General features: G+C 67.2%; 10 protein-coding genes. All 10 read left to right on the top strand.

The window, feature by feature from the left end; genetic code table 11:
• Positions 1 to 3: 3 nt before the first annotated feature.
• From CXB49_RS16075 to CXB49_RS16035, 10 genes are read left to right on the top strand one after another with little or no spacing between them, the layout of a single operon-like run.
• Entirely contained in the window at positions 4 to 6,822 is a 6,819-nt protein-coding gene (locus tag CXB49_RS16075; protein WP_101709338.1) for an SDR family oxidoreductase, read from the top strand.
• Positions 6,819 to 11,351: a beta-ketoacyl synthase N-terminal-like domain-containing protein gene (locus CXB49_RS16070; RefSeq protein WP_101709337.1), complete on the top strand. Its 4,533-nt coding sequence runs from the start codon at positions 6,819 to 6,821 to the stop codon at positions 11,349 to 11,351. The genes CXB49_RS16075 and CXB49_RS16070 overlap by 4 nt, the downstream gene beginning before the upstream one ends.
• Positions 11,351 to 14,731, top strand: coding sequence for a beta-ketoacyl synthase N-terminal-like domain-containing protein (locus CXB49_RS16065; protein ID WP_101709336.1), 3,381 nt, complete (start codon positions 11,351 to 11,353; stop codon positions 14,729 to 14,731). The genes CXB49_RS16070 and CXB49_RS16065 overlap by 1 nt, the downstream gene beginning before the upstream one ends.
• Positions 14,728 to 15,498 (top strand): polyketide synthase, encoded by a 771-nt coding sequence (locus CXB49_RS16060; RefSeq protein WP_101709335.1) that lies wholly within the window; start codon positions 14,728 to 14,730, stop codon positions 15,496 to 15,498. The genes CXB49_RS16065 and CXB49_RS16060 overlap by 4 nt, the downstream gene beginning before the upstream one ends.
• A 15-nt stretch (positions 15,499 to 15,513) precedes the next feature.
• A complete protein-coding gene (locus CXB49_RS16055) occupies positions 15,514 to 16,293 on the top strand; it encodes an enoyl-CoA hydratase-related protein (RefSeq protein ID WP_101709334.1) in 780 nt (259 codons plus the stop codon).
• A 34-nt stretch (positions 16,294 to 16,327) separates the two neighbouring features.
• Positions 16,328 to 17,188, top strand: coding sequence for an ACP S-malonyltransferase (gene fabD, locus CXB49_RS16050; protein ID WP_101709333.1), 861 nt, complete (start codon positions 16,328 to 16,330; stop codon positions 17,186 to 17,188).
• Positions 17,185 to 18,183: an acyltransferase domain-containing protein gene (locus CXB49_RS16045; protein WP_158300909.1), complete on the top strand. Its 999-nt coding sequence runs from the start codon at positions 17,185 to 17,187 to the stop codon at positions 18,181 to 18,183. The genes fabD and CXB49_RS16045 overlap by 4 nt, the downstream gene beginning before the upstream one ends.
• Positions 18,177 to 18,713, top strand: a complete 537-nt coding sequence (locus CXB49_RS23660) for a 4'-phosphopantetheinyl transferase (RefSeq protein ID WP_158300908.1) — start codon at positions 18,177 to 18,179, stop codon at positions 18,711 to 18,713. The genes CXB49_RS16045 and CXB49_RS23660 overlap by 7 nt, the downstream gene beginning before the upstream one ends.
• Positions 18,640 to 18,900: a 4'-phosphopantetheinyl transferase superfamily protein gene (locus tag CXB49_RS24485; RefSeq protein WP_369826497.1), complete on the top strand. Its 261-nt coding sequence runs from the start codon at positions 18,640 to 18,642 to the stop codon at positions 18,898 to 18,900. The genes CXB49_RS23660 and CXB49_RS24485 overlap by 74 nt, the downstream gene beginning before the upstream one ends.
• Positions 18,855 to 20,243, top strand: coding sequence for a PfaD family polyunsaturated fatty acid/polyketide biosynthesis protein (locus CXB49_RS16035; protein ID WP_158300906.1), 1,389 nt, complete (start codon positions 18,855 to 18,857; stop codon positions 20,241 to 20,243). The genes CXB49_RS24485 and CXB49_RS16035 overlap by 46 nt, the downstream gene beginning before the upstream one ends.
• The last annotated feature ends 28 nt before the right edge of the window (positions 20,244 to 20,271 follow it).

Raw genomic sequence — 20,271 nt, 5'->3', positions numbered from 1 at the left:
AGCATGCGAATGAACCAGCAGTTGCAGAGGATTATTTCTGACAGCCTCATGGTTGAGCCGGACTCCATCGGTACCGAGCAGACCTTTGTCGAGCTGGGGGTGGATTCCATCCTCGGCGTGGAAATCGTCAAGAAAATCAACCGCGAATTCGGTCTGGCCTTCAGCAGCACGGTGCTTTACGACTACCCGTCGATCGCGTTGCTGGCCCGACATATCGATGATGGCCGCCTCCCGGCCGCGCAGCCGGAGGCCGGCGGCGCAGAGCCGGTTGCCACCGCGGAGCGGGCGGCCGAGCCGCTTGTCGAGGCGCGGCCGGACGCGTCCCGGCGCCGGCAGGAGGACGGCGCCGCCGGCGCGCCGCGGCTGCTGGCGGACAGCCGGCGGGCATTGCGCGAACTGCTGGCAGAGTGCCTGCTGGTCGACGTCGAGAGCCTGGATGAGAAAAGCACCTTTCTGGACATGGGCGTCGACTCCATTCTGGGCGTCGAGCTGGTCCGGCGCCTGAACCGCCAGTTCGAGCTGAAGTTGAGCGCCAGCGTGCTGTACGACTACCCCTGCATCGATGATCTGGCGCGGCATGTCGCCGGCCTGGCTCGTCCGCAGGCCGAGGCCGCGCGCCAGCCGGCGCGCTTGCGGCAGGCCCATCGCGAGGAAAAGGCCGAGTCGAAGCGCGCGCCGAAGGCCGACCCCGCTCCGGTTCCGGCTCCGCCGCGCGCGGAGATCAAGCTGCGGCAGCCTCCCGCGCCGCCCGCGAGTCCGCCCGCGCGGGCCGCCGCCGACGATATCGCCATCGTCGGCCTGTCTTGCCGCGTGCCCGGCGCGCGCGACGCGCAGGCCTTCTGGGAATTGCTGAGCCAGGGCGTCGGCGCCGTCGGCGAGGTGCCGGCCGAGCGTTGGCGCGTCGACGAGTATTTCGACGCCGACGCCAGCGCATCGGGCAAGACGTACAGCAAGTGGGGCGCTTTCCTGGACGAGGTCGACCAGTTCGACCCGCTGTTCTTCAATATCTCGCCGACCGAGGCGGCGTGGATGGATCCGCAGCAGCGGCTGTTCCTGGAAAGCTGCTGGAACGCGCTGGAGCATGCCGGCTACACGCCGGCCGATATCGGCGGCAGCCGGACCGGCGTCTACGCCGGCGTGATGAACAACGACTATCACGAATTGATCCTGCGCTCCGGCGAGGACTTGAGCGAATACGGCGTGACCGGCATCGCCGATTCGATGATGTCGTCCCGCATCTCGTATTTCCTCAACCTGAAGGGGCCGGCGCTGACCGTCAACACCGCCTGCTCCTCGTCGCTGGTCGCCATCCACCTGGCGTGCGAGGCGCTGCGCAGCGGACAGGCCGACATGATGCTGGCCGGCGGCGTCACTTGCTATCTGACCGAATCGTCCTATATCGGCATGAGCCGGCTGGGCATGCTGTCGCCCAGCGGCGTCTGCGCGCCGTTCGACGACCGGGCCGACGGCATCGTCCCCGGCGAAGGCGTCGGCGTGGTGATCCTGAAGCGGCTGGCCGACGCGCTGGCGGACGGCAGCACCATTCACGGCGTGATCCGGGGCTCCTCCACCAATCAGGACGGGAAAACCAACGGCATCACGGCGCCCAGCGTGCTGTCGCAGACGGCGCTGCTGAAGGCGCTGTACGAAAAAACCGCGATCGATCCGGCAAGCGTCCAGTGCGTCGAAGCGCACGGCACCGGAACCAAGCTGGGCGATCCGATCGAGATAGAGGCGCTGACCGCGGCGTTCCGGTCGTTTACCGATGAAAAGGGTTTCTGCTCGCTGGGTTCGGTCAAGGGCAATGTCGGCCACACCTCCGCGGCGGCCGGGGTGGTCGGGCTGATTAAGATACTGCTGTGCCTGAAGCACCGCCAACTGGTGCCGTCGCTGAACTACCGCAAGACCAACCAGCATATCGATTTCGACAACAGCCCCTTTTGCGTGCAGACGGATCTGGCGGAGTGGGCGGCGCCGGCCCGCGGCGTCCGGCGGGCGGCCTTGAGCTCCTTCGGCTTCAGCGGCACCAATGCGCACTTGATCGTCGACGAGGCGCCGCGGTTGGCGGCGCCGTCCGCCGCGCCGCGCAAGCCCTCGTATCTGGTGGCGGTCTCCGCGCGGACGCAGGCGGCGCTGACCGCGCGCCTCGCTGAGCTGAAAGCCTATCTGGACAAGGGCGCGGAGGCGGCGGATCTGGCCGCGCTCAGCTTCACGCTGAACCGTGGCCGCGAGCATTTCCCCTGGCGTTGCGCGCTGGTGGCGTCGTCGGTGGCCGATCTGGCGCCGAGAATCGACGAGGCGCTGAACGGCCGCCATGGCCCGCAGGCGATGATGGGCGCCGGACCGTCCCGGACGATGGATGTCGCGGAAGAGCTGCTGTTCGCCGAGATGGCCGCCATCGTCAGCGCCCAGGTCGGGCAGGCGGACGCGCTGGACGCCGACGCTTACGCGCGCAAGCTGGCGGTGCTGGGCGCCCTGTACGTCAAAGGCTTCGATATCGACTGGGCGTCGCTGCACGCCGGCGAGAACGCGGTGCGGATACCGTTGCCGACCTATCCGTTCCAGCGGCGCCGCTGCTGGATGGCGCAACCGGCCGGCCGCGCGGCCGACGCCGGGGGCCGGGCCGCGCTGGTCGAGGCCGCGCCGGTCGCCGGCGGAAAGGCTTTGCCGTCCGACGGGCAGATCGCCGCTTTCGCGTTTTCCGGGCGCGAGTCTTTCCTGGCCGATCATAGGATCGCGGGCCAACCCATCCTGCCGGCGGTGATGTATCTGGAGCTGGCGCGCGGCGCGCTGGCCGGCTACGGGAAGCCGCCGTCGTCATTCGGCGGCTGCGTCTGGATCAGGCCGTTCGCGTTTCCCGGCGGCGAGCTGCGCTTGCGGACCGAGGGCCCCGGCCGTTTCGAGTTCGTATCGGAGCAGGACGGCGAAACCGTCGTGCATTGCCGGGGCGCATGGACCGACGCGGCGGGCGGCGCCCGGCCGGTGGTGTCCGAGATGGCGTCCTTGCTGAGGGCCGCGCGAGAGGACGTGCCTGCCGCCGACATCTATCCCGGCTTCGCCCGGCGCGGCATCGTCTACGGCCCCGGCTTCCAGACCGTGCGCTGGGTCCGGCGGGCGGGAAGCACGCTGGTGGCCAAGCTGGCCGAGATCGGGGCGGGCGGCGACGCCGTGCTGGCGCCGGGCCTGATGGATGGCGCGCTGCAGGCCTTGATAGGCTACGACGCCGGCGGCGACGACGCCACCTTCCTGCCCTTCAGCATGGACGAGGTCCAGTTGTACGCGCCGGTGTCCGGGGAAGCTTACGCGGTGATCGAGCCGGAGGCGGCCGAAGGCCGGTCCGGCGACGCGATCCGCCGCTTCAACATCCGCATCTGCGCCGAAGACGGAAAGGTGTTGCTGGCGATCCGCCGCCTGGCGGTGCGGCGTTATCAACCGGCGGGCGGCGGCGACGCGCCCGAGGTGCTGGTCTGCGAGACGAGGCGGGAGGAGTCGGCGCTTGTCGCCGCCATGCCCGAGGCCGTGGCGCCTGGCGGTTTGCTGGTGCTGGGCGGGCAGGACGGGCTGGCCGACGTCATCCGGCAAGCCTGGTTTTCCGGGGCGGAGACGCCGCCTGTGATCGCCGTCGGCGCGGGGGCGGCGTTCGCCAAGGAGGGGCCGCGGCAATATCGGCTCGATCCGGCGCGGCCCGGCGATTTCACGCTGTTGCTGGCAGACCTCGAGTCCGGCGGCATCCAGCCGTCGCATGTGCTGCAGCTCTGGTCTCTTGAGCAGGCCGGGCGCGCCCAGCCTGCCGCCGACGAGCGGCGATTCGAGCCGTTGCGGGCCACGGTCGCGCTGACCCAGGCGCTGCTGCGGGCCAAGGTCAGGGCTGTCCGCATCGTCCACGCTTACGACAGCGAGGCCGACGCGGTGTGCTTCGACGCGATGGTGTCCGGCTTTGCCGAGAGCCTGCCGCGGGAGAAGCCGCAATACGATATGCGGGTGGTCGGCATCGCCGCCGGCTGCCGCGCGCGGGCCGCGCTGTTGAACATTCTGCGGCGGCAGCTGTTTGCGGAAAACGCGCCGCGCCATATCGAGTATCTGAGCCCGGACCGGGTACGGCTGGCCTCGCTGCGGCGGATCGGGGCCATCGCGCAGGCCGGCGGGAAGATCGCGCCCAGGCATGGCGGCGTCTACCTGATCAGCGGCGGCGTCGGCGGGCTGGGTTATCTGTTCGCCAGCTGGCTGGCCACCGAATTCCGCGCCCGCTTGATTCTGCTTGGCCGCCGGGTGCGGGACGACCTGATCGACACCAAGCTGGACGCGCTGCGCGCGATGGGGGCCGGCAAGGTCGATTACCAGTGCGTCGACGTCGCCGCCGGGGCGCAGCTCGAGGCGCTGGTGCGGAAGATCGATCGCGATTTCGGCCAGCTGCATGGCGTCATTCACAGCGCGGGGGTGGTCGACGACGCGCTGGTGGTCAACAAGACCTGGGACGGGATCGAGCGGGTCCTGGCGCCGAAGGCGCTGGGCGCGCAAAAGCTGCACGAGGCGACGCTGGGGCACGATCTCGACTTTTACGCGCTGTTTTCCTCGCTGGCGGCGATCAAGGGCAATGTGGGGCAGGCGGATTACGCCGCCGGCAACGCCTTCCTGGACCACTTCGCCTTCTGGCGCGAGGCGCAGCGGCGGCAGGGCAAGTGCCATGGCCATACGGTTTCGATCAATTGGCCGCTGTGGCAGGACGGCGGCATGCGGATCGACGAGAACGGCGTCGCCCGGCTGAGAGAGGCTTTCGGCATCGAGCCGCTGGCGACGCAGGACGGGTTGTCCGCCTTCCGCGCCATTCTGGCCAGCGGCTGCCATCAGGCCGCGGTGGTCGGCGGCAAGGCGGACGCGGTGGCGCGCTATCTGGGCGTGGGGCAAGCGCCGGAAGCCAGGCCCGAGCCGCGATCTACGCGTCCCGATGCCGAGCGGCGGCAGGCCGCGCCGGCGGCGGCCGGCGGCGTCCTGGCGGAGCTTTCCGCTATCTTCCAGGCGACGCTGAGGCTGGAGGCCGGCGATTTCGATCCCGATACCGAGTTCCACCTGCTCGGCCTGGATTCGATCCAGATGATGAAGATACTGTCCGTCATCGAGCAGCGCTTCGACACGGTGGTTCCGCCCAGCATCATCATCGACAACCCGACGCTGCATTCGCTGGCGGACGCGTTGCAGTCGGCCGGCTTGATTCCGGCGGCGAGCGATTCGCCGCCGCCGGTCACCGCCGTCGATGCCGACGCTGGGCCGCATGGCGCTGAGCGGCGCGAGGAAGCGCGCGCCGTTGCGGCGCCGGCGCGCGACGACCGCATCGCGGTGATCGGCATGGCTTGCCGCTTTCCCGGCGCGGCCACGCTGGAAGGCTTCTGGCGGAATCTGAGGGACGGCCGGCACGTGGTCGGCGAGATTCCCGCCGACCGCTGGGATGTCGACGGCTCGTTCAGCGCCGACAAGGCGGCGGGCAGGTCGTATTCGAAATGGGGCGGGTTCATCGACGGCGTCGACCTGTTCGACAACGGGTTCTTCAATATCTCCGACGAGGACGCCCTGATCATCGATCCGCAGCAGCGCATCATGCTCGAGCTGACCCAGGAGCTGTTCGACCGCAGCGGCTATGCCCGGACCGATGTCGACGGCGGCCGGATCGGCGTCATTCTCGGTTGCTCGCAAAGCAGCTATATCGAGCGGGCGGAAGGCCTGATGTCGGAGCGGCAGCTGGCGAAGGCCGTCGTCGGCACGATTTCCAATATGGTCGCCGCCCGGGTGGCCGATTTCTACAACCTCAAGGGCGCGGCCAAGACGATAGACGCCGCTTGCGCCTCCTCGCTGATCGCCATCCACGACGGTTGCGACGCGCTGCTCAACGGTTCCGCCGACATGGTGGTGGCCGGCGGCATCGGCCTCTTGCTCGACGACAAGCAATTTGTCTCGTTCAGCCGCGCCAATGTGCTGTCCGACGACGACGTTTGCTCGGTCTTCGACAAGCACGCCCACGGCCTGGTGCTGGGCGAGGGCGCCGGCATCGTATTGCTGAAGCGCTATCAGCGGGCGGTCGACGACGGCGACCGGATTCTCGGGGTGATCCTCGGGTCGGCGGTCAATAACGACGGGCATACGATGGGGCTGACTGTGCCCAGCCAGGAGGCTCAGCAGGAGGTGATCGAAGCGGCCCTGGCCAAGGCCGGCGTCGGCGCCGACACCGTCTCGTACTTCGAGGCGCACGGCACCGGGACGCTGCTCGGCGACCCGATAGAGATCAAGGCCGCCACCCGCGCCTATGCGAAGCAGTCCGAGGAGACCGGCTACTGCGGCGTTGGCTCGGTCAAGTCCAATGTCGGCCACCTGATGCGGGCGGCGGGCGTCGCCAGCTTCATCAAGGTGATGCTGTCGCTGCAGCACCGCGAGCTGGTTCCCACGCTGCATTGCGACGAGCCGCATCCGCGGTTCCAGTTCGCCGCTTCCCCGTTTTATCCGGTCGATCGAACCCAGGACTGGCAGCCGCGCCGCGGCGTGCGGCGCGCGGCGATTTCCTCGTTCGGCTTCGGCGGCACCAATTGCCACATGGTGGTCGAAGAGGCGCCGCCGGCGGTCGGCGCGCCGCGCGCGCCGCTTGCGCCGACCCGTTTCGACCGAAAGCGGTTCTGGTTCGGGCCGGACGACGGCGGCATGAGCTCGGAGGAGCGCTTTCTGGCCGACATCCTGCAGCGGATAGAGCGCGGGGAGATAGACGCGGAAGAGGCCGTGCGGCTCAGCAGCGCCGAATACTCGATATTTGATATTGATGGCGGGAGGCAGGACCGATGAAAAACGAGTTGCTACGCGAGATTTACGCCCAGGTCGGCCGCAGCGAGCTGTCCAGCGCCGGGGCGCTGGAGCGGATACGCGCGCTGCGGGACGCGCAGGCCAAGGGCGGGGCCAGGCCGTCGCCGTCGGCGCGCGGCTATGCCTATCACGATTCCTATGTGCGCGACCACCTGGTGGAGCGGCAGAGAATCCTGCTGGGCGTGACGCACGCCGCGCTGGCGCTGGACTTCGTCCGGGCCAAGACGCCGCATGGCGCGGCGTATGGCGTTCGCCGGCTGACCTTTGTCGAGCCCGTCGTCCTGCCGGAGGGCCGCGAGGTCTCGGTCTCGGTGTCGGAACAGGGCGGAGACGGGGAGTTTGCCGTGCTGTGCCGGGCGTCGGCGCGCCATCGCTCGCCTGACGAGGACGGCGCGAGCGTGGCGGCGCGCGGGGCGTTCAACCCCCGGCCGGCGCCGCGACCGGCGGCGGTGGACCTGAAGCCGTTCATGACGGCCCCGGCCAAGGTGGTGCTGGCGCGGGAAATCTACGGCCAGAACGAGCAGATCGTCCATGGTCCGTCCCTGCAAAGCGTGCGCAAGATTTACGTCAAGGGCGAGCAGGCCCTCGGCAGGCTGGTCCTGTCGGACGAGATGGCGGCCGAGCCGCCGTACGGCAGCCTGCATCCGTCGCTGCTGGATGGCGCGATCATGGCTTCCGCCGTGCTGCTTCCGCCGGAGACGCGCTCGCAGCCGTTCATTCCGCTGATGATCCGCGAACTGACGGTGTATGGCCAGGTGGCCAATGCGTGCTACTGCCTCGCCAGCCTTTCCAAGGTCAACGAGGAGGTCACGGTGTGCGACATCCGCCTGCTGGACGCCGACGGCACGGTGACGGTCGACATGGTCGGCGTCACCTGCAAGCGCATCCGGACCGGCGCGGCGCGCGAGGACGGCCGGACGGAGGAGAAGGCTGTGGAGGCGAGCGCCGCCGTCGGCCTGGGCGCGCAAATCGAGCAGTATCTGACCGGCAAGCTGAGCGAGCTGATCGGGCGGCCGGGGCCGATCGCGCCCGACGTCAACTTCATGGACCTCGGGGCGGAGTCGTCCGGCCTGATCGCGATGGCCTCGCAGATCGAGAAGGAACTGGGCTTCGATCTTTATCCGACAGTGTTCTTCGAATACCCCAATCTGGCGGAATTGGCCGCTTTCCTCGAGCGGGAACACGGCGAGGCCTTCCGGGCGCATTTCCACGCCGGCCAGCCGGGCGATGCCGCCGTGCCGGCGGCTCAGCCGGCGTCGGCGCCCAGGGCGGCGCGTCCGGCGCCGGCAAGCGCCGCCGGCGACAAAGAGGACGCTTCCCGGATCGACGCGCCGCTTGCCGGCGGCGACGACCGCATCGCCATCATCGGCATGGCCGGACGGTATGCCGACGCGGCCGATCTCGGGGCCTTTTGGGAAAACACCGTCGCCGGGAAGGAACTGATCACCGAAGTGCCCGCCGATCACTGGGATTATCGACCCTGGTTCGACGAGCGCCGCAACCAGGCCGACAAGACCTACTGCAAGTGGGGCAGCTTCGTCGACGACGTGGCGGCGTTCGATGCCGGCTTCTTCGGCATTTCCCGCAAGGAGGCGGAAACGATGGACCCGCAGCAGCGCCTGGTGCTGCAGGCGCTGTACCACGCCGCCGAGGACGCCGGCTACGGCGCGCGGATCAGGGGCAGCGCCACCGGGGTGTTCATCGGTTGCTGCTTCTACGATTACGCGCAGGAAATGTGCTTGCAGGGCAAGGCGGTGGCGCCGCACGACGGCACCGGCAACGCCGCGACCATGCTGGCGAACCGGCCGTCGTTCTTCCTCGATCTGCGCGGCCCCAGCCTGACGCTGGACACCGCTTGCTCGTCGTCGCTGGTGGCGCTGGACATGGCATGCGACAGCCTGCGCCGGGGCGCGTGCGGGATGGCCTTCGTCGGCGGCGTCAATCTGCTGCTCAGCTCCTGGCACTATCGTTATTTCTCCAGCATCAACGCGTTGTCCGCCACCGGCCGCTGCCACTCGTTCGACCAGCAGGCCGACGGCTATGTGCCGGGCGAGGGGGTCGGCGTCGTGCTGCTGAAGCCGTACGCCCGCGCGCTGGCCGACGGCGACCGGATCCACGCGGTCATCGCCGGATCGGCGGTGGCGCATGGCGGGCATACGCCGTCGCCGACGGCGCCCAGCGTCAAGATGGAAACCCAGGTATTGCTGGAGGCCTGGAGGCGCGCCGGCATCGACCCCGCCTCGCTGGCTTATGTCGAGGCCCACGGCACCGGCACCCCGCTGGGCGACCCGATTGAAATCGAGGCGCTGAAGGCCGCCTTCGCCGAACACACCAAAGAGCAGGCTTTCTGCGCGCTGGGCACGGCGAAAGCCCAGATTGGCCACACGGAAGGCGCCGCCGGCATCACCGGCGTCATCCGGGCGGTGCTGGCGATCCAGCACAAGACCATCCCCGCGATGCACGGATTCGAGACCCTGAATCCGTATGTCAAGCTCGAGCGCGGGCCGGTGTTCATTCCGCGCGGCAATCTCGAATGGCCGGCGCGGGACGGGACGCCGCGCCGCGCCGGCGTCAGCTCCTTCGGTTTCGGCGGAACCTACGCCCACGTGGTGCTGGAGGAGGCGCCGGCGGCGCAGGCGCAGGCGGGAAGCGCGGCGGCGCCATGGACGCTGATCGCCGTTTCGGCGAAGAGCAAGGCGTCGCAACGCGCGCGGCTGGCCGAGCTGCGCGCCTGGCTGGACGGGCGGGAGCAAGCGGATCTCGAGCGGCTGGCGTTTACGCTGAACGCCACGCGCGCGCACTGGGAGAAGCGCGCCGCCTTCGTCGTGCAGTCCGGGCGGGAGCTGATCCAGGCGCTGGACGCCGTGCTGGCCGGGGGGGAAACGCCGTTCGGCGTGTCGGCCGACGCCAAGGCGCGGGCGTCCGCCGGGGAGGATTTGCCGGCGCTCTACCAGGCGCTTGACGCCGCGAGCGGAGCGGACGAGGCGCGGCGGCAACTGATGCGGATCGCGCAATGCTATGTCGAGGGCGCGAATCCGGACTGGCGCCGGCTGGGCGCGGAGGGCCCGGCGATCGACGTGCCCCTTTATCCATTCGAGACCGAGCACTTCTGGTTCGACCGCCAGGCGCGCGCGCCGGCCGAGGCCGCCACCGGCGTCGTCCTGCCGGAAGTCTTGCCGGAGGAGGCCGCCCGCCCGGTCAAGGCGATACCGGCGGCGGTCGCGGCCAGCCCGGCGGCGGCGACGGTCCATCGCGCCGAGGTCGAGGCCAAGGCCATCGGGATCCTCAGCGAGATCCTGCTATTGCCGGCCGAGCAGATCGAAATGGACGCGGAACTGGCCGGACTGGGCGTCGACTCCATCATGACGATGCAGTTCGTGGTCGCGGTCAACAAGGCCTTCGGTCTGCATCTGAGCGCGGCGGCGCTGTATTCGGCCTCCCAGGTCGGGCAGGTGGTCGACGTGGTGTTCCTGGCGGTGGCAGGCCAGGAGACGCCGGCGCCGGCGTCCGTGCGCGACCAGCCTGCCGCCGCGCCCGTAGAGACGCTTGCGCGGCCGGCGCTCAAGCCTGTCGCGCCGCCGGCGGAGGAGCCGCCGAAGGCGCGGATCGTGCTCAAGGGCACGCCGGAAGCCGCGCCGCCTCCGCCGGCGGCCGCGTCCCATTACCGGGCGATGCTGAGCTTCAACGACGCGATGCCGGGCACGCCCATCTTCCTGGTCCATCCGGGCGGGGCGGGAGCGGAAAGCTATATCAAGCTGGCCAATTATCTGGACGGCGGGCAGCCGGTGCACGCGATCGAGTCCTACAACCTCTACAGCGGCGAGGCGCCGATCCGCACCATCACCGAACTGGCCGCGCTGTATCTGAAGCATGTCCGCGGCGTGCAGCCCCGCGGTCCCTACTTCCTCGGCGGCTGGTCGCGCGGCGGCATGGTCGCCTTCGAAATGGCGCAGCAGCTGTTCGACGCCGGCGAGCGGGTCGAGACGCTGTATCTGCTCGACAGCTATGTGATGAACGAGCAGGAGAAGACGGTCGCCATCGACAATGTGATGAAGCATTCGATGCTGCCCGGCGGCGTGGCGTCGTTCCGCGATCTGCTGAAGAACAATCTGGCGGTCGAACGCATCTCCAATGTCGTCTACCAGCCCCGTCCCTATCCGGGCCGGGCGGTTCTGTTCAAGGCCAACCAGCAACTGGAAACCCGCGCCGCGAAGCAGACGATGGAGCTGGCCCAGACCTCGGCCAGGGAAGTCGTCGAGCGCGACTCCAGCGAGCAGGTGGCCCAGGTCATCGACAACCTGAACGCCTTCATCAACGAGGACACGGTGGCCGATTTCAACAGGCTGGGCGCCAAGCCGGACAACGGTTGGTCCCGCTATATCGAGAACCTGTCGATTCGCATCGTCGACGGCAACCACTTCAGCATCATGGAAGAGCGGACGCTCAGACCGATCGCGCGGCACATCCAGTCCGACATGGACGCAACCCGTTACGCGGAGCAGGCAGTGTGATGAACGATCTCATGCAAGTGCGGCATCAGGTAGGCACCTTGGTGGACTTGTTGCGCATGCGGGCGCAAGAGTCGCCGGACACCGTCGCCTACACATTCATCGAGAGCGAGAGCGCGCGCAGCCAGGTCACCTACGGCGAACTCGATCGCCGCTGCCGGGCGATCGGCGCCGAATTGCAGCGGGAGGGCCTCGGCGGCGAGCGGGCGCTGCTGATCTTCCCCCAGGGGCTGGACTTCATCTACGCTTTCTTCGGTTGCCTGTACGGCGGGGTGGTGCCGGTGCCGGCCTATCCGCCGCGCAAGCGCCGTTTCGACCGGCTGGCCGCCATCATCACCGACGCCGACGCGAAGGTGGTCTTCACCATCGCCGAGCTGCGGGACGATCTGAACGCCGCGCTGGGGGAGAGCAAGCTGGCGGCCACCCGCGTCCTGCTGACCGATGGCGAGCGCGAGGCGGGCCTGGAGGCGTCCTGGCGGCGGCCTGTCATCCACGGCAATTCCCTGGCCTTTCTGCAGTACACATCGGGCTCCACCGGATCGCCGAAGGGGGTGATGGTCAGCCATGGCAATCTGCTGTTCAATCTGCAGGCGGTGAAGGACACCTTCTCCTATCAGGCCGGCGGCGCCAGCGTGACCTGGCTGCCCAGCTTTCACGACATGGGCCTGATCGACGGGGTGCTGTCCCCGCTTTATGTCGGCCAGCACGGCGTGATCATGGCGCCGACCACCTTTGTGCAGCGGCCGTTTCTCTGGTTGTGGGCGATCACAGAGTTTGGCGGCACCAATTCCGGCGGACCCAATTTCGCCTACGAGCTTTGCGCGCAGAAGATCCGGCCGGAAGAGAAGGCGCGGCTGGACCTGAAGAGTTGGCACACGGCGTATTGCGGCGCCGAGCCGATCAACCAGGGGACCATGGAGCGCTTCGTCGAGGCCTTTGGCGAGTGCGGCTTCTCGCCGGAGGCGCTGAGTCCCTGCTACGGCATGGCGGAAACGACGCTGATCGTTTCCGGAGAGCGCCGCGGCGGCTCTCGCTATCTCCAGCTTTCCCGCGACGCGCTGAAGGCGAACCGGGCGGAATTCGTCGACGATCCGGACGCCTACTCGGTGGTCAGCTGCGGGGCGCCGGTCATCGAGACGACGGTCCGCATCGCCGACGCCGACACCCGGCGCAGCTGCAAGCCGGGCGAGGTCGGGGAAATCTGGGTGGCGGGTCCCGGCGTCGCCGGCGGCTATTGGGACAAGGACGCGCTCAACGTCGAGATCTTCGGCGCCTATACCAGCGACACGCGGGAAGGACCGTTCCTGCGCACCGGCGACCTCGGATTCCTGTGGGAAGACAAGCTGTACGTGGTGTCCAGGGTCAAGGATCTGATCATCATCCGCGGGCAGAACCACCATCCGCACGATATCGAGATGACGGCGGCCGAGGCGCATCCGGCGCTGCAGCCGACGTGCGGGGCGGCCTTTTCCATCGTGGACGACGGCGAGGAGAAGCTGGTCATCGCGCATGAGGTCAGGCGCGAGGCCCTGGCGAGCCTCGATATCGAGCAAGTGGTCAAGACGGTGCGGCAGGCGGTCAACGAGGGGCATGGCGTCATCCCGCACGAGGTGGTGCTGCTGAGGCCGGCCTCGCTGCCCAAAACCTCTAGCGGCAAGATCCAGCGCCAGGCCACCAAGGGGCATTATCTGGCGCAGACGCTCAGCCTGGCGGCGGCGGGAAGAAAAACGGCGCAGCCGCGGCCGGACCTGGCTGAGCCGCCGTCCGCCAATCAGGACGCCGCCGCGGTCGCGCGATTCAGCGCGGAGCAGATAGAGCGGGAGCTGCGCGCGGTGCTGGCCTCGGCGCTGAGCATCGGTCCGGAGGCGATAGACTGCGCGGAGCCGTGGTCAAGCTACGGACTGGACTCGCTGAAGGGCAGCGCGGCGGTCGCGGCCCTCGGCGATCGCCTGCAAACGGCGCTCAGCCCGACGCTGTTCTACGATTATCCGACGCTGACCGCGCTGAGCCGCCATCTCGCGGGCCGCAACATCGCGATTCCCCGCGCCGCGCCGTCGGCGCCCGCCGCGGCGGCCTCGAGCGAGACGCCGGGCGCCGGCGAGGAGATCGCCGTCGTCGGCATGGCCTGCCGCTTTCCCGGCGCCGAGAGTCCGGCGGCGTTCTGGGACATGCTGACCGCCGGGCGCGACGGCATCGCCGAGATTCCCGCCACGCGCTGGGATGTCGGCCAGTTCTACGATCCCCGCCCCGGCACCCAGGGGAAGATGGTTTCCCGGCGCGGCGGCTTCCTGCCGGACGTCAGCCAGTTCGATGCCGATTTCTTCGGCATCCCGCCCATCGAGGCCGAGGCGATGGACCCGCAGCAACGGCTGTTGCTGATGGTGGCAGCCGACGCGCTGGAGAACGCCAGCATCGCGCCGCAGTCGCTGGCCGGCAGCCAGACCGGCGTCTTCGTCGGCATCTGCAATCTGGACTACATCCGGCTGTGCCTGGCCGATCTGGACACCGTCAATACCTATTCCGGCACCGGAGGCTCGCAGGCCATCGCGGCCAACAGGCTGTCGTACTTCTTCGATCTGTGCGGCCCGAGCCTGGCGGTGGACACCGCCTGCTCCTCGTCGCTGGTCGCCGCCCATCTGGCCTGCCAGAGCCTGCGTCTGGGCGAGTCGAACCTGGCCATCGTCGGCGGCGTCAACCTGATCCTGACGCCCGAGCTGAATGTGGTGTTCTCGCAGGCCGGCATGCTGGCGGCGGACGGCCGCTGCAAGACCTTCGACGCGGCCGCGGACGGCTATGGGCGGGGCGAGGGCTGCGGCGTCGTCGTGCTCAAGCGCTTGTCCGACGCGCGGCGGGACGGGGACCGCGTCTTGGCGACCCTGCTGGGCTCCGCGGTGAACCAGGACGGCCGCAGCAACGGCCTGACCGCCCCGAATGGCCCGGCCCAGCAGGCAGTGGTCCGCCGCGCCCTGGGCGATGCCGGCGTGGCGCCGGCCGAGGTCGGCTATGTCGAGGCGCACGGGACCGGCACCCCGCTGGGCGATCCGATAGAGTTCAACGCGCTGCGGGCGGTGCTGAACGAGGCGCGCCCGGAGGACCGGCAATGCTGGGTCGGATCGGTGAAGACCAATATCGGCCATCTGGAAAGCGCTTCGGGCATCGCCGGACTGATCAAGACCGTGCTGTCGGTGCAGAAGGGCGTGATCCCCCCGCATCTGAACTTGCAGAAGAAGAACCCCTACCTCGAATGCCAGGATGACAGGCTGGACATCCCGACGCGTTGCCAGCCGTGGCCCGACGGCTACGACAGGCGCATTGCCGGCGTCAGTTCCTTCGGCTTCGGCGGGACCAATGCCCACGTGCTGGTCGGCGGGGTGCGCTCATGATCGACCAGACTGCGCTCGTTTGCGACAGCGTCGTCCAGCTCAGCTACCCGGCGGCCGGCGTCGCCCAGGTCTCGATGCGCGACCACGACGAGAGAAACATGTTTTCCCACGCGCTGATCGAAGGGCTGGATCGCGCCTTCGCCGACATCGGGGCTTGCCGCGACGTCAAGGTGGTGGTGGTGTCCGGCCTGGACCAGTACTTCTGCTGCGGCGGCACGCGCAGCGAATTGCTGAGCCTGATCGAGGGGGAGAAGACGTTCGACATCGGGCAGTTCTACCGGGCGCTGCTCGATTGCCCGCTGCCGACCATCGCGGCGATGGCCGGCCACGCGGTCGGCGGCGGTTTCGTTTTCGGCATGTACGCCGACATCGCGATTCTGGCCGAGGAGTCGGTGTACAGCGCCAACTTCATGCGCTACGGCTTCACGCCGGGGGTCGGCTCCACCTGCCTGCTCCCCCGCCGGCTGGGCGAGGCGCTGGCCAGCGAAATGCTGTTGAGCGCCAATGGATTCACTGGCCGGGAACTGAGTCTGCGCGGCGCGCCGTTCAAGGTGGTCAAGCGGGCCAAGGTGCTGGAAGAGGCGCTGGCGCTGGCCGTCGATCTGGCGGCGAAGCCGCAGGCCTCGCTGAGGATGCTGAAGGCGACCCTGACGCGGGAGCTGCGCGAGGCCTTGCCCGCGGCGATCGCGCGCGAGCTCGACATGCACGATGTGACGTTCAAACTGCCGGAAGTCCGCGCTCAGGTCGAGCGCCACTTCGGCCACTGAAAGGCGCGATCCGAAATGGTATTCGAAACACTATTGCTCGAGAGCGGCGGCGGCGTCATGCGGGCCGTGATCAACCGCCCGGAAAGTAAAAACGCCATCAATCAGACGCTGCTGCGGGAAATAAACCAGGCGCTCGATCTGGCGGAGTCCCAGCCGGACTGCCGCATGCTTGTGCTCGAGGGGGCAGACGGGATTTTCTGCTCCGGCATGGACTTCCACGAGATGGACGCGCTGGCGGACCGGATCGACATCAATCTGATGCGCGCCAGCACCGAGAAATACATGCGCACGCTGAAGCGCTTCGCGACAAGCCCGTGCGTCGTCGTCTCGCGCGTTTCCGGCGCGGTGACCGCCGGAGGGGTGGGCCTGGTGGCGGCGAGCGATCTGGTCCTGGCCACGCCGGAATCGCAATTCACCTTGACCGAGGCGATGTGGGGACTGCTGCCGTCCAATGTCATCCCGTATCTGATCCGGCGGGCGGGCTTCCAGGCCGCGTTTCGCATGAGCCTGACCACCGACACGCTATCGGCCGCCGAGGCGCATCGCCTGCAATTGGTCGATTACCTGGGCGACGACCTCGATCAACTGGAAAGGCGGCTCAGGATCAAATTGAATCGGGTCAAGAAAGAGGCGGTCGGCAATCTTAAATCGTATTTCCGCAGCATGTGGATGATAGACGAGGAAATGGAACAGCTGGCGGTCGAAGAGACCAGCCGGCTGGCCGCCATGCCGTCGGTTATCGCGAGCGTGAGAAATTTCGTCCAGAAACAGGCTTTTCCCTGGGAATCTAACTAAGCAGCGCGCTGTCGGATTGAAAGGATACCGCAATATGATTGCATACATTTTCGCCGGACAAGGTTCCCAGTTTCGCGGCATGGGAGCGGAAGTGTTTGGAGCATTTCCCGATCTGGTCGACCGCGCCGATGATATCTTGGGTTATTCGATTGAAGAGCTGTGCCTGACCGATCCGGATCAACGATTGAATCGAACCGAGTATACCCAGCCTGCGGTCTATGTCGTCAATGCGCTGAGCCATATGCGAGAGGCTCGCAATGGTTCCGGCGTGGCGGATTATTATGCCGGCCATTCCCTGGGCGAATACAATGCCTTGCTGGCGGCGGGCGCGTTTTCTTTCGAGGATGGCTTGCGCATGGTTGCCAAGCGCGGCGAATTGATGGGAAGCGTCTCGTACGGGGGCGGCATGGCCGCGGTTGTCGGTTTGTCGGCGGACGACATTCTCGACGCATTGTCGGAAGCCGGATTGTATGGCGTGGATCTGGCTAATTTCAACACGCCGACGCAGGTGGTCATTTCAGGTTCGACGCAGGATATTGCAATGGCGCAGAGCGTTTTTGAGAATCTGGGCGCCTCGTATCACATCCTCAGTGTTGGCGGCGCATTCCATTCCAGATTCATGGCGCCGGCCAGGGCGGCGTTCGAAGACTTCGTCGAGCCATTTTATTTCCACACCTTGCATACGCCGGTGATCTCGAATCGAAGGGCCTTGCCTTATCTGAATGGCAGCGTGGCGGTCGATCTGGTCGAGCAGATCACCGCGCCGGTGCGCTGGGTGGAGAGCATCGCCTATATGGCGAGGCAGGGCGTGACGGAATGGAAGGAAGTGGCGCCGCGGGCCATTCTGACGCCGTTCTTGCGGAAAATCATCAAGAGCGAGACCTCGAAACAATGAGCGGCAATGAATCGAGGGCCAAGGTGGTGTTTTTATGCGGCGGGCAAGGCGCGCAGTATTTCCAGATGGGGAAAGAACTGTTTGGCGCCAACGCCGCCTTTCGCGCTTGCCTGCTGCGCGGAGAGGAGATTTTTCATGGCGTCGCGGGAGAGTCGCTGCTCGATGTGATTTTTGATCCCTGCCGAAGAAAATCCGATAGTTTCGATCAGCTGGAATACACCCATCCGGCCATTTTCCTGATCCAGTATGCATTGGCGCAGGCTTTGGCGGAGCGGGGCCTGACGCCCGATCTGGTCGTCGGGTGCAGCTTGGGCGAGTTCGCGGCGGCCGCCATTTCCGGCCTGGCGGAATTCGAGGACGCGCTTGTCGCCGTGATGGAACAGGCCGACCGTATCGTCCGGCATTGCGATGAGGCCGGCATGACGGCGATCCTGGACGGCGTCGAGCTCTTCGACGCCGAACCGGCCTTGTTTGCCGATTGCGAGCTCGCGGCGGTCAACTACGCCAGGCATTTCGTCATTTCGGCCAGCCGGCCTGTCCTGGCCCGGGTCGAAAAGGCCCTGCAGGCGCGCAACGCGCTCCATCAGCGCTTGCCGGTTCGTTACGGATTCCATTCCAGCTGGATCGCCTTGCCCGATTCCGCTCGGGCCGGCCTGGCGCTGAAGCCCGCGCAGGCCCGGGTGCCGATATGGTCCTCTGCGGCCATGGCGCCGGTTTCGCGTTTCGACGCCGATCACGGCTGGCGGGTCCTGCGCTCGCCGATACGGTTTGCCGAAACCCTGCAGTCGATACCGAATCACGCCGGGCATGTCTATGTCGATCTGAGCCCGTCGGGAACCTTGTCCGCTTTTGCGCGGAATGTATTGGGCGTCCAATCGCAGCGCGCGATATTTGCCGCGATGAGCCCGTATGGAAACGACGCGCAGGTTTTCGACGCGATGCTGGGCGGCGTGCTGGCGAGCGAGGGGCGAAGATTTCCAGAGCCGTCATGCTGACGGCCCGTGTCGATGTGGGCCTGTCGGTCCCCAATCTGATAGCGGCCGCTTACGACAGCGATCGATACAGCCCCGCCAGCCATGCCAGCCTGGGCGTGGCGCTGCCGCCGTCGCTGTCGGGGGCGGTGGCCCGGCGGAAGGCCGCCTATCTGGCGGGGCGGTATTGCGCGATGCAGGCCTTGTCGCAGGCCGGGCATCCGCTGCCGTGCGAATTGCCGATCGGCGAGGACCGGAGCCCGGTATGGCCGGCCGGACTGGTCGGCTCGATCACGCATACCGAGGGCCTGGCCGCGGCCGTTGTCGCGTCCGCCGGCGATGCCAGAGGGCTGGGCATCGACGCCGAGAGAATCATCGGCGAGCAGACCTGCCGATTGCTGCGCGATCAAATCGTCGGCGAAAGAGAATGGCGCTTTGAGAGGCGATGGTTCGATCTGGCCCGATCGCTTGTTTTGCACGATGGTTTTTTCCGCCAAGGAAAGCGTCTTCAAGTGCCTGTACCCGCAGGTCGGCAAGTATTTCGACTTTCTTGATGTCGAAATCGTCGCGCTGGATGCGCGGAATCGGGCGTTCCGCTTTCGCGTCCTGGCCGATTTGAGCGACCGGGTAGCGGCGGGCTTCGAAGCCGACGGCTGTTACAGCATCCTGCCCGGCATCGTGTTCACTTATGTCTCGTGGCCGCGCCGGCTCTCAGAGGGAAAAGGAAGAATCGAATGTTAGGGTCCAGCGAGTTCAGAAGGCAATACGGCGTTTGCCAGGCCTATGTGGCCGGCTCGATGTACAAGGGCATTTCATCCGGCGATCTGGTCGTCGCCATGGCGCGTTCGGGCATGATGGGTTTTCTGGGCGCGGGCGGGATGCGGCTGGACCGGGTCGAGCATGAAATCCTGGAGATTCAGCAGCGGCTGGCGGCCGGGCAGGCTTACGGCGTCAATCTGCTGGCGAATCTGGATCAGCCGGAGCAGGAGTTTTCCATCGTCGAGCTGTGCCTGGCGATGGGCGTGCCGAATATCGAGGCATCGGCATTCATGAGGGTGCATGACAGCCTGGTCTGGTATCGCTTCAAGGGGGCGTACAGCGGGCGGAACGGAGAGCCATGCGCGCGGCAGCGCGTGCTGGCGAAAGTATCGCAGCCGGAAGTGGCGGCGCTGTTTCTGAATCCGCCGCCCGAGAGCGCGCTGCGGCGTCTGGTGGCGCAAGGACGTTTGTCGGCCTCGGAGGCGGACATCGCCAGCCGGATGCCGGTCGCCAGCGATATCTGCGTGGAGGCGGACTCCGGCGGGCATACCGACCGGGGCGTACTGCTGGTATTGCTGCCGGCGATGCTCAGGCTGCGCGAGCGAATCTGCCGGGAGCGGCGTTACGCGCAGCGGGTGAATGTCGGCGCCGCCGGCGGCATCGGCGCGCCGGAGGCCGCCGCCGCGGCCTTTCTGATGGGCGCGGATTTCATCGTCACCGGCTCGATCAACCAGTGCACGGTGGAGGCCGGAACCAGCAGCCAGGTCAAGGATCTGCTGCAGACGGTCGAAATCGGCGACACCGGCTATGCGCCCGCGGGGGACATGTTCGAACTGGGCGCGCGCGTGCAGGTGGTGCGCCGCGGCCTGCTGTTTCCGCCGCGCGCCAATGAACTGTATGAGCTGTACCGGCGCCATGCGTCGCTGGACGAGCTTGAGCCCAGGGTGAGTCAAGCGATCCAGGAAAAGTATTTCCGCCGCAGTTTCGACCAGGTATGGCAGGAAACGCGGGAGTACTACGCCAGATGCAATCCCCAGCGCCTCGCCGAGATCGAGCAAAGTCCAAAAGCCAGGATGGCGGCGATATTTCGCTGGTATTTCATCCATTCGACGCGTCTCGCCCTGCGCGGCGGCGAAGAGCAGAAAGCCGATTATCAAATTCAATGCGGGCCCGCGATGGGCGCTTTCAATACCTGGGTGAAGGGCAGCCGCTATGAAGACTGGCGGTGCCGCCATGTCGATGAAATCGGCATGCTTTTGCTGCAAGGAGCGGAGGAATATATCCACGATGCCTTGAGCCGAAACGCCGATGCCGTCGCCGGATGATCATCGCCGCCGCCGGCGGCCGGGCGAT

This window comes from Chromobacterium sp. ATCC 53434 (assembly GCF_002848345.1).
In the GTDB taxonomy this organism is placed as follows: Bacteria; Pseudomonadota; Gammaproteobacteria; order Burkholderiales; family Chromobacteriaceae; genus Chromobacterium.
This window is presented reverse-complemented; position numbering and strand designations above follow the sequence as displayed.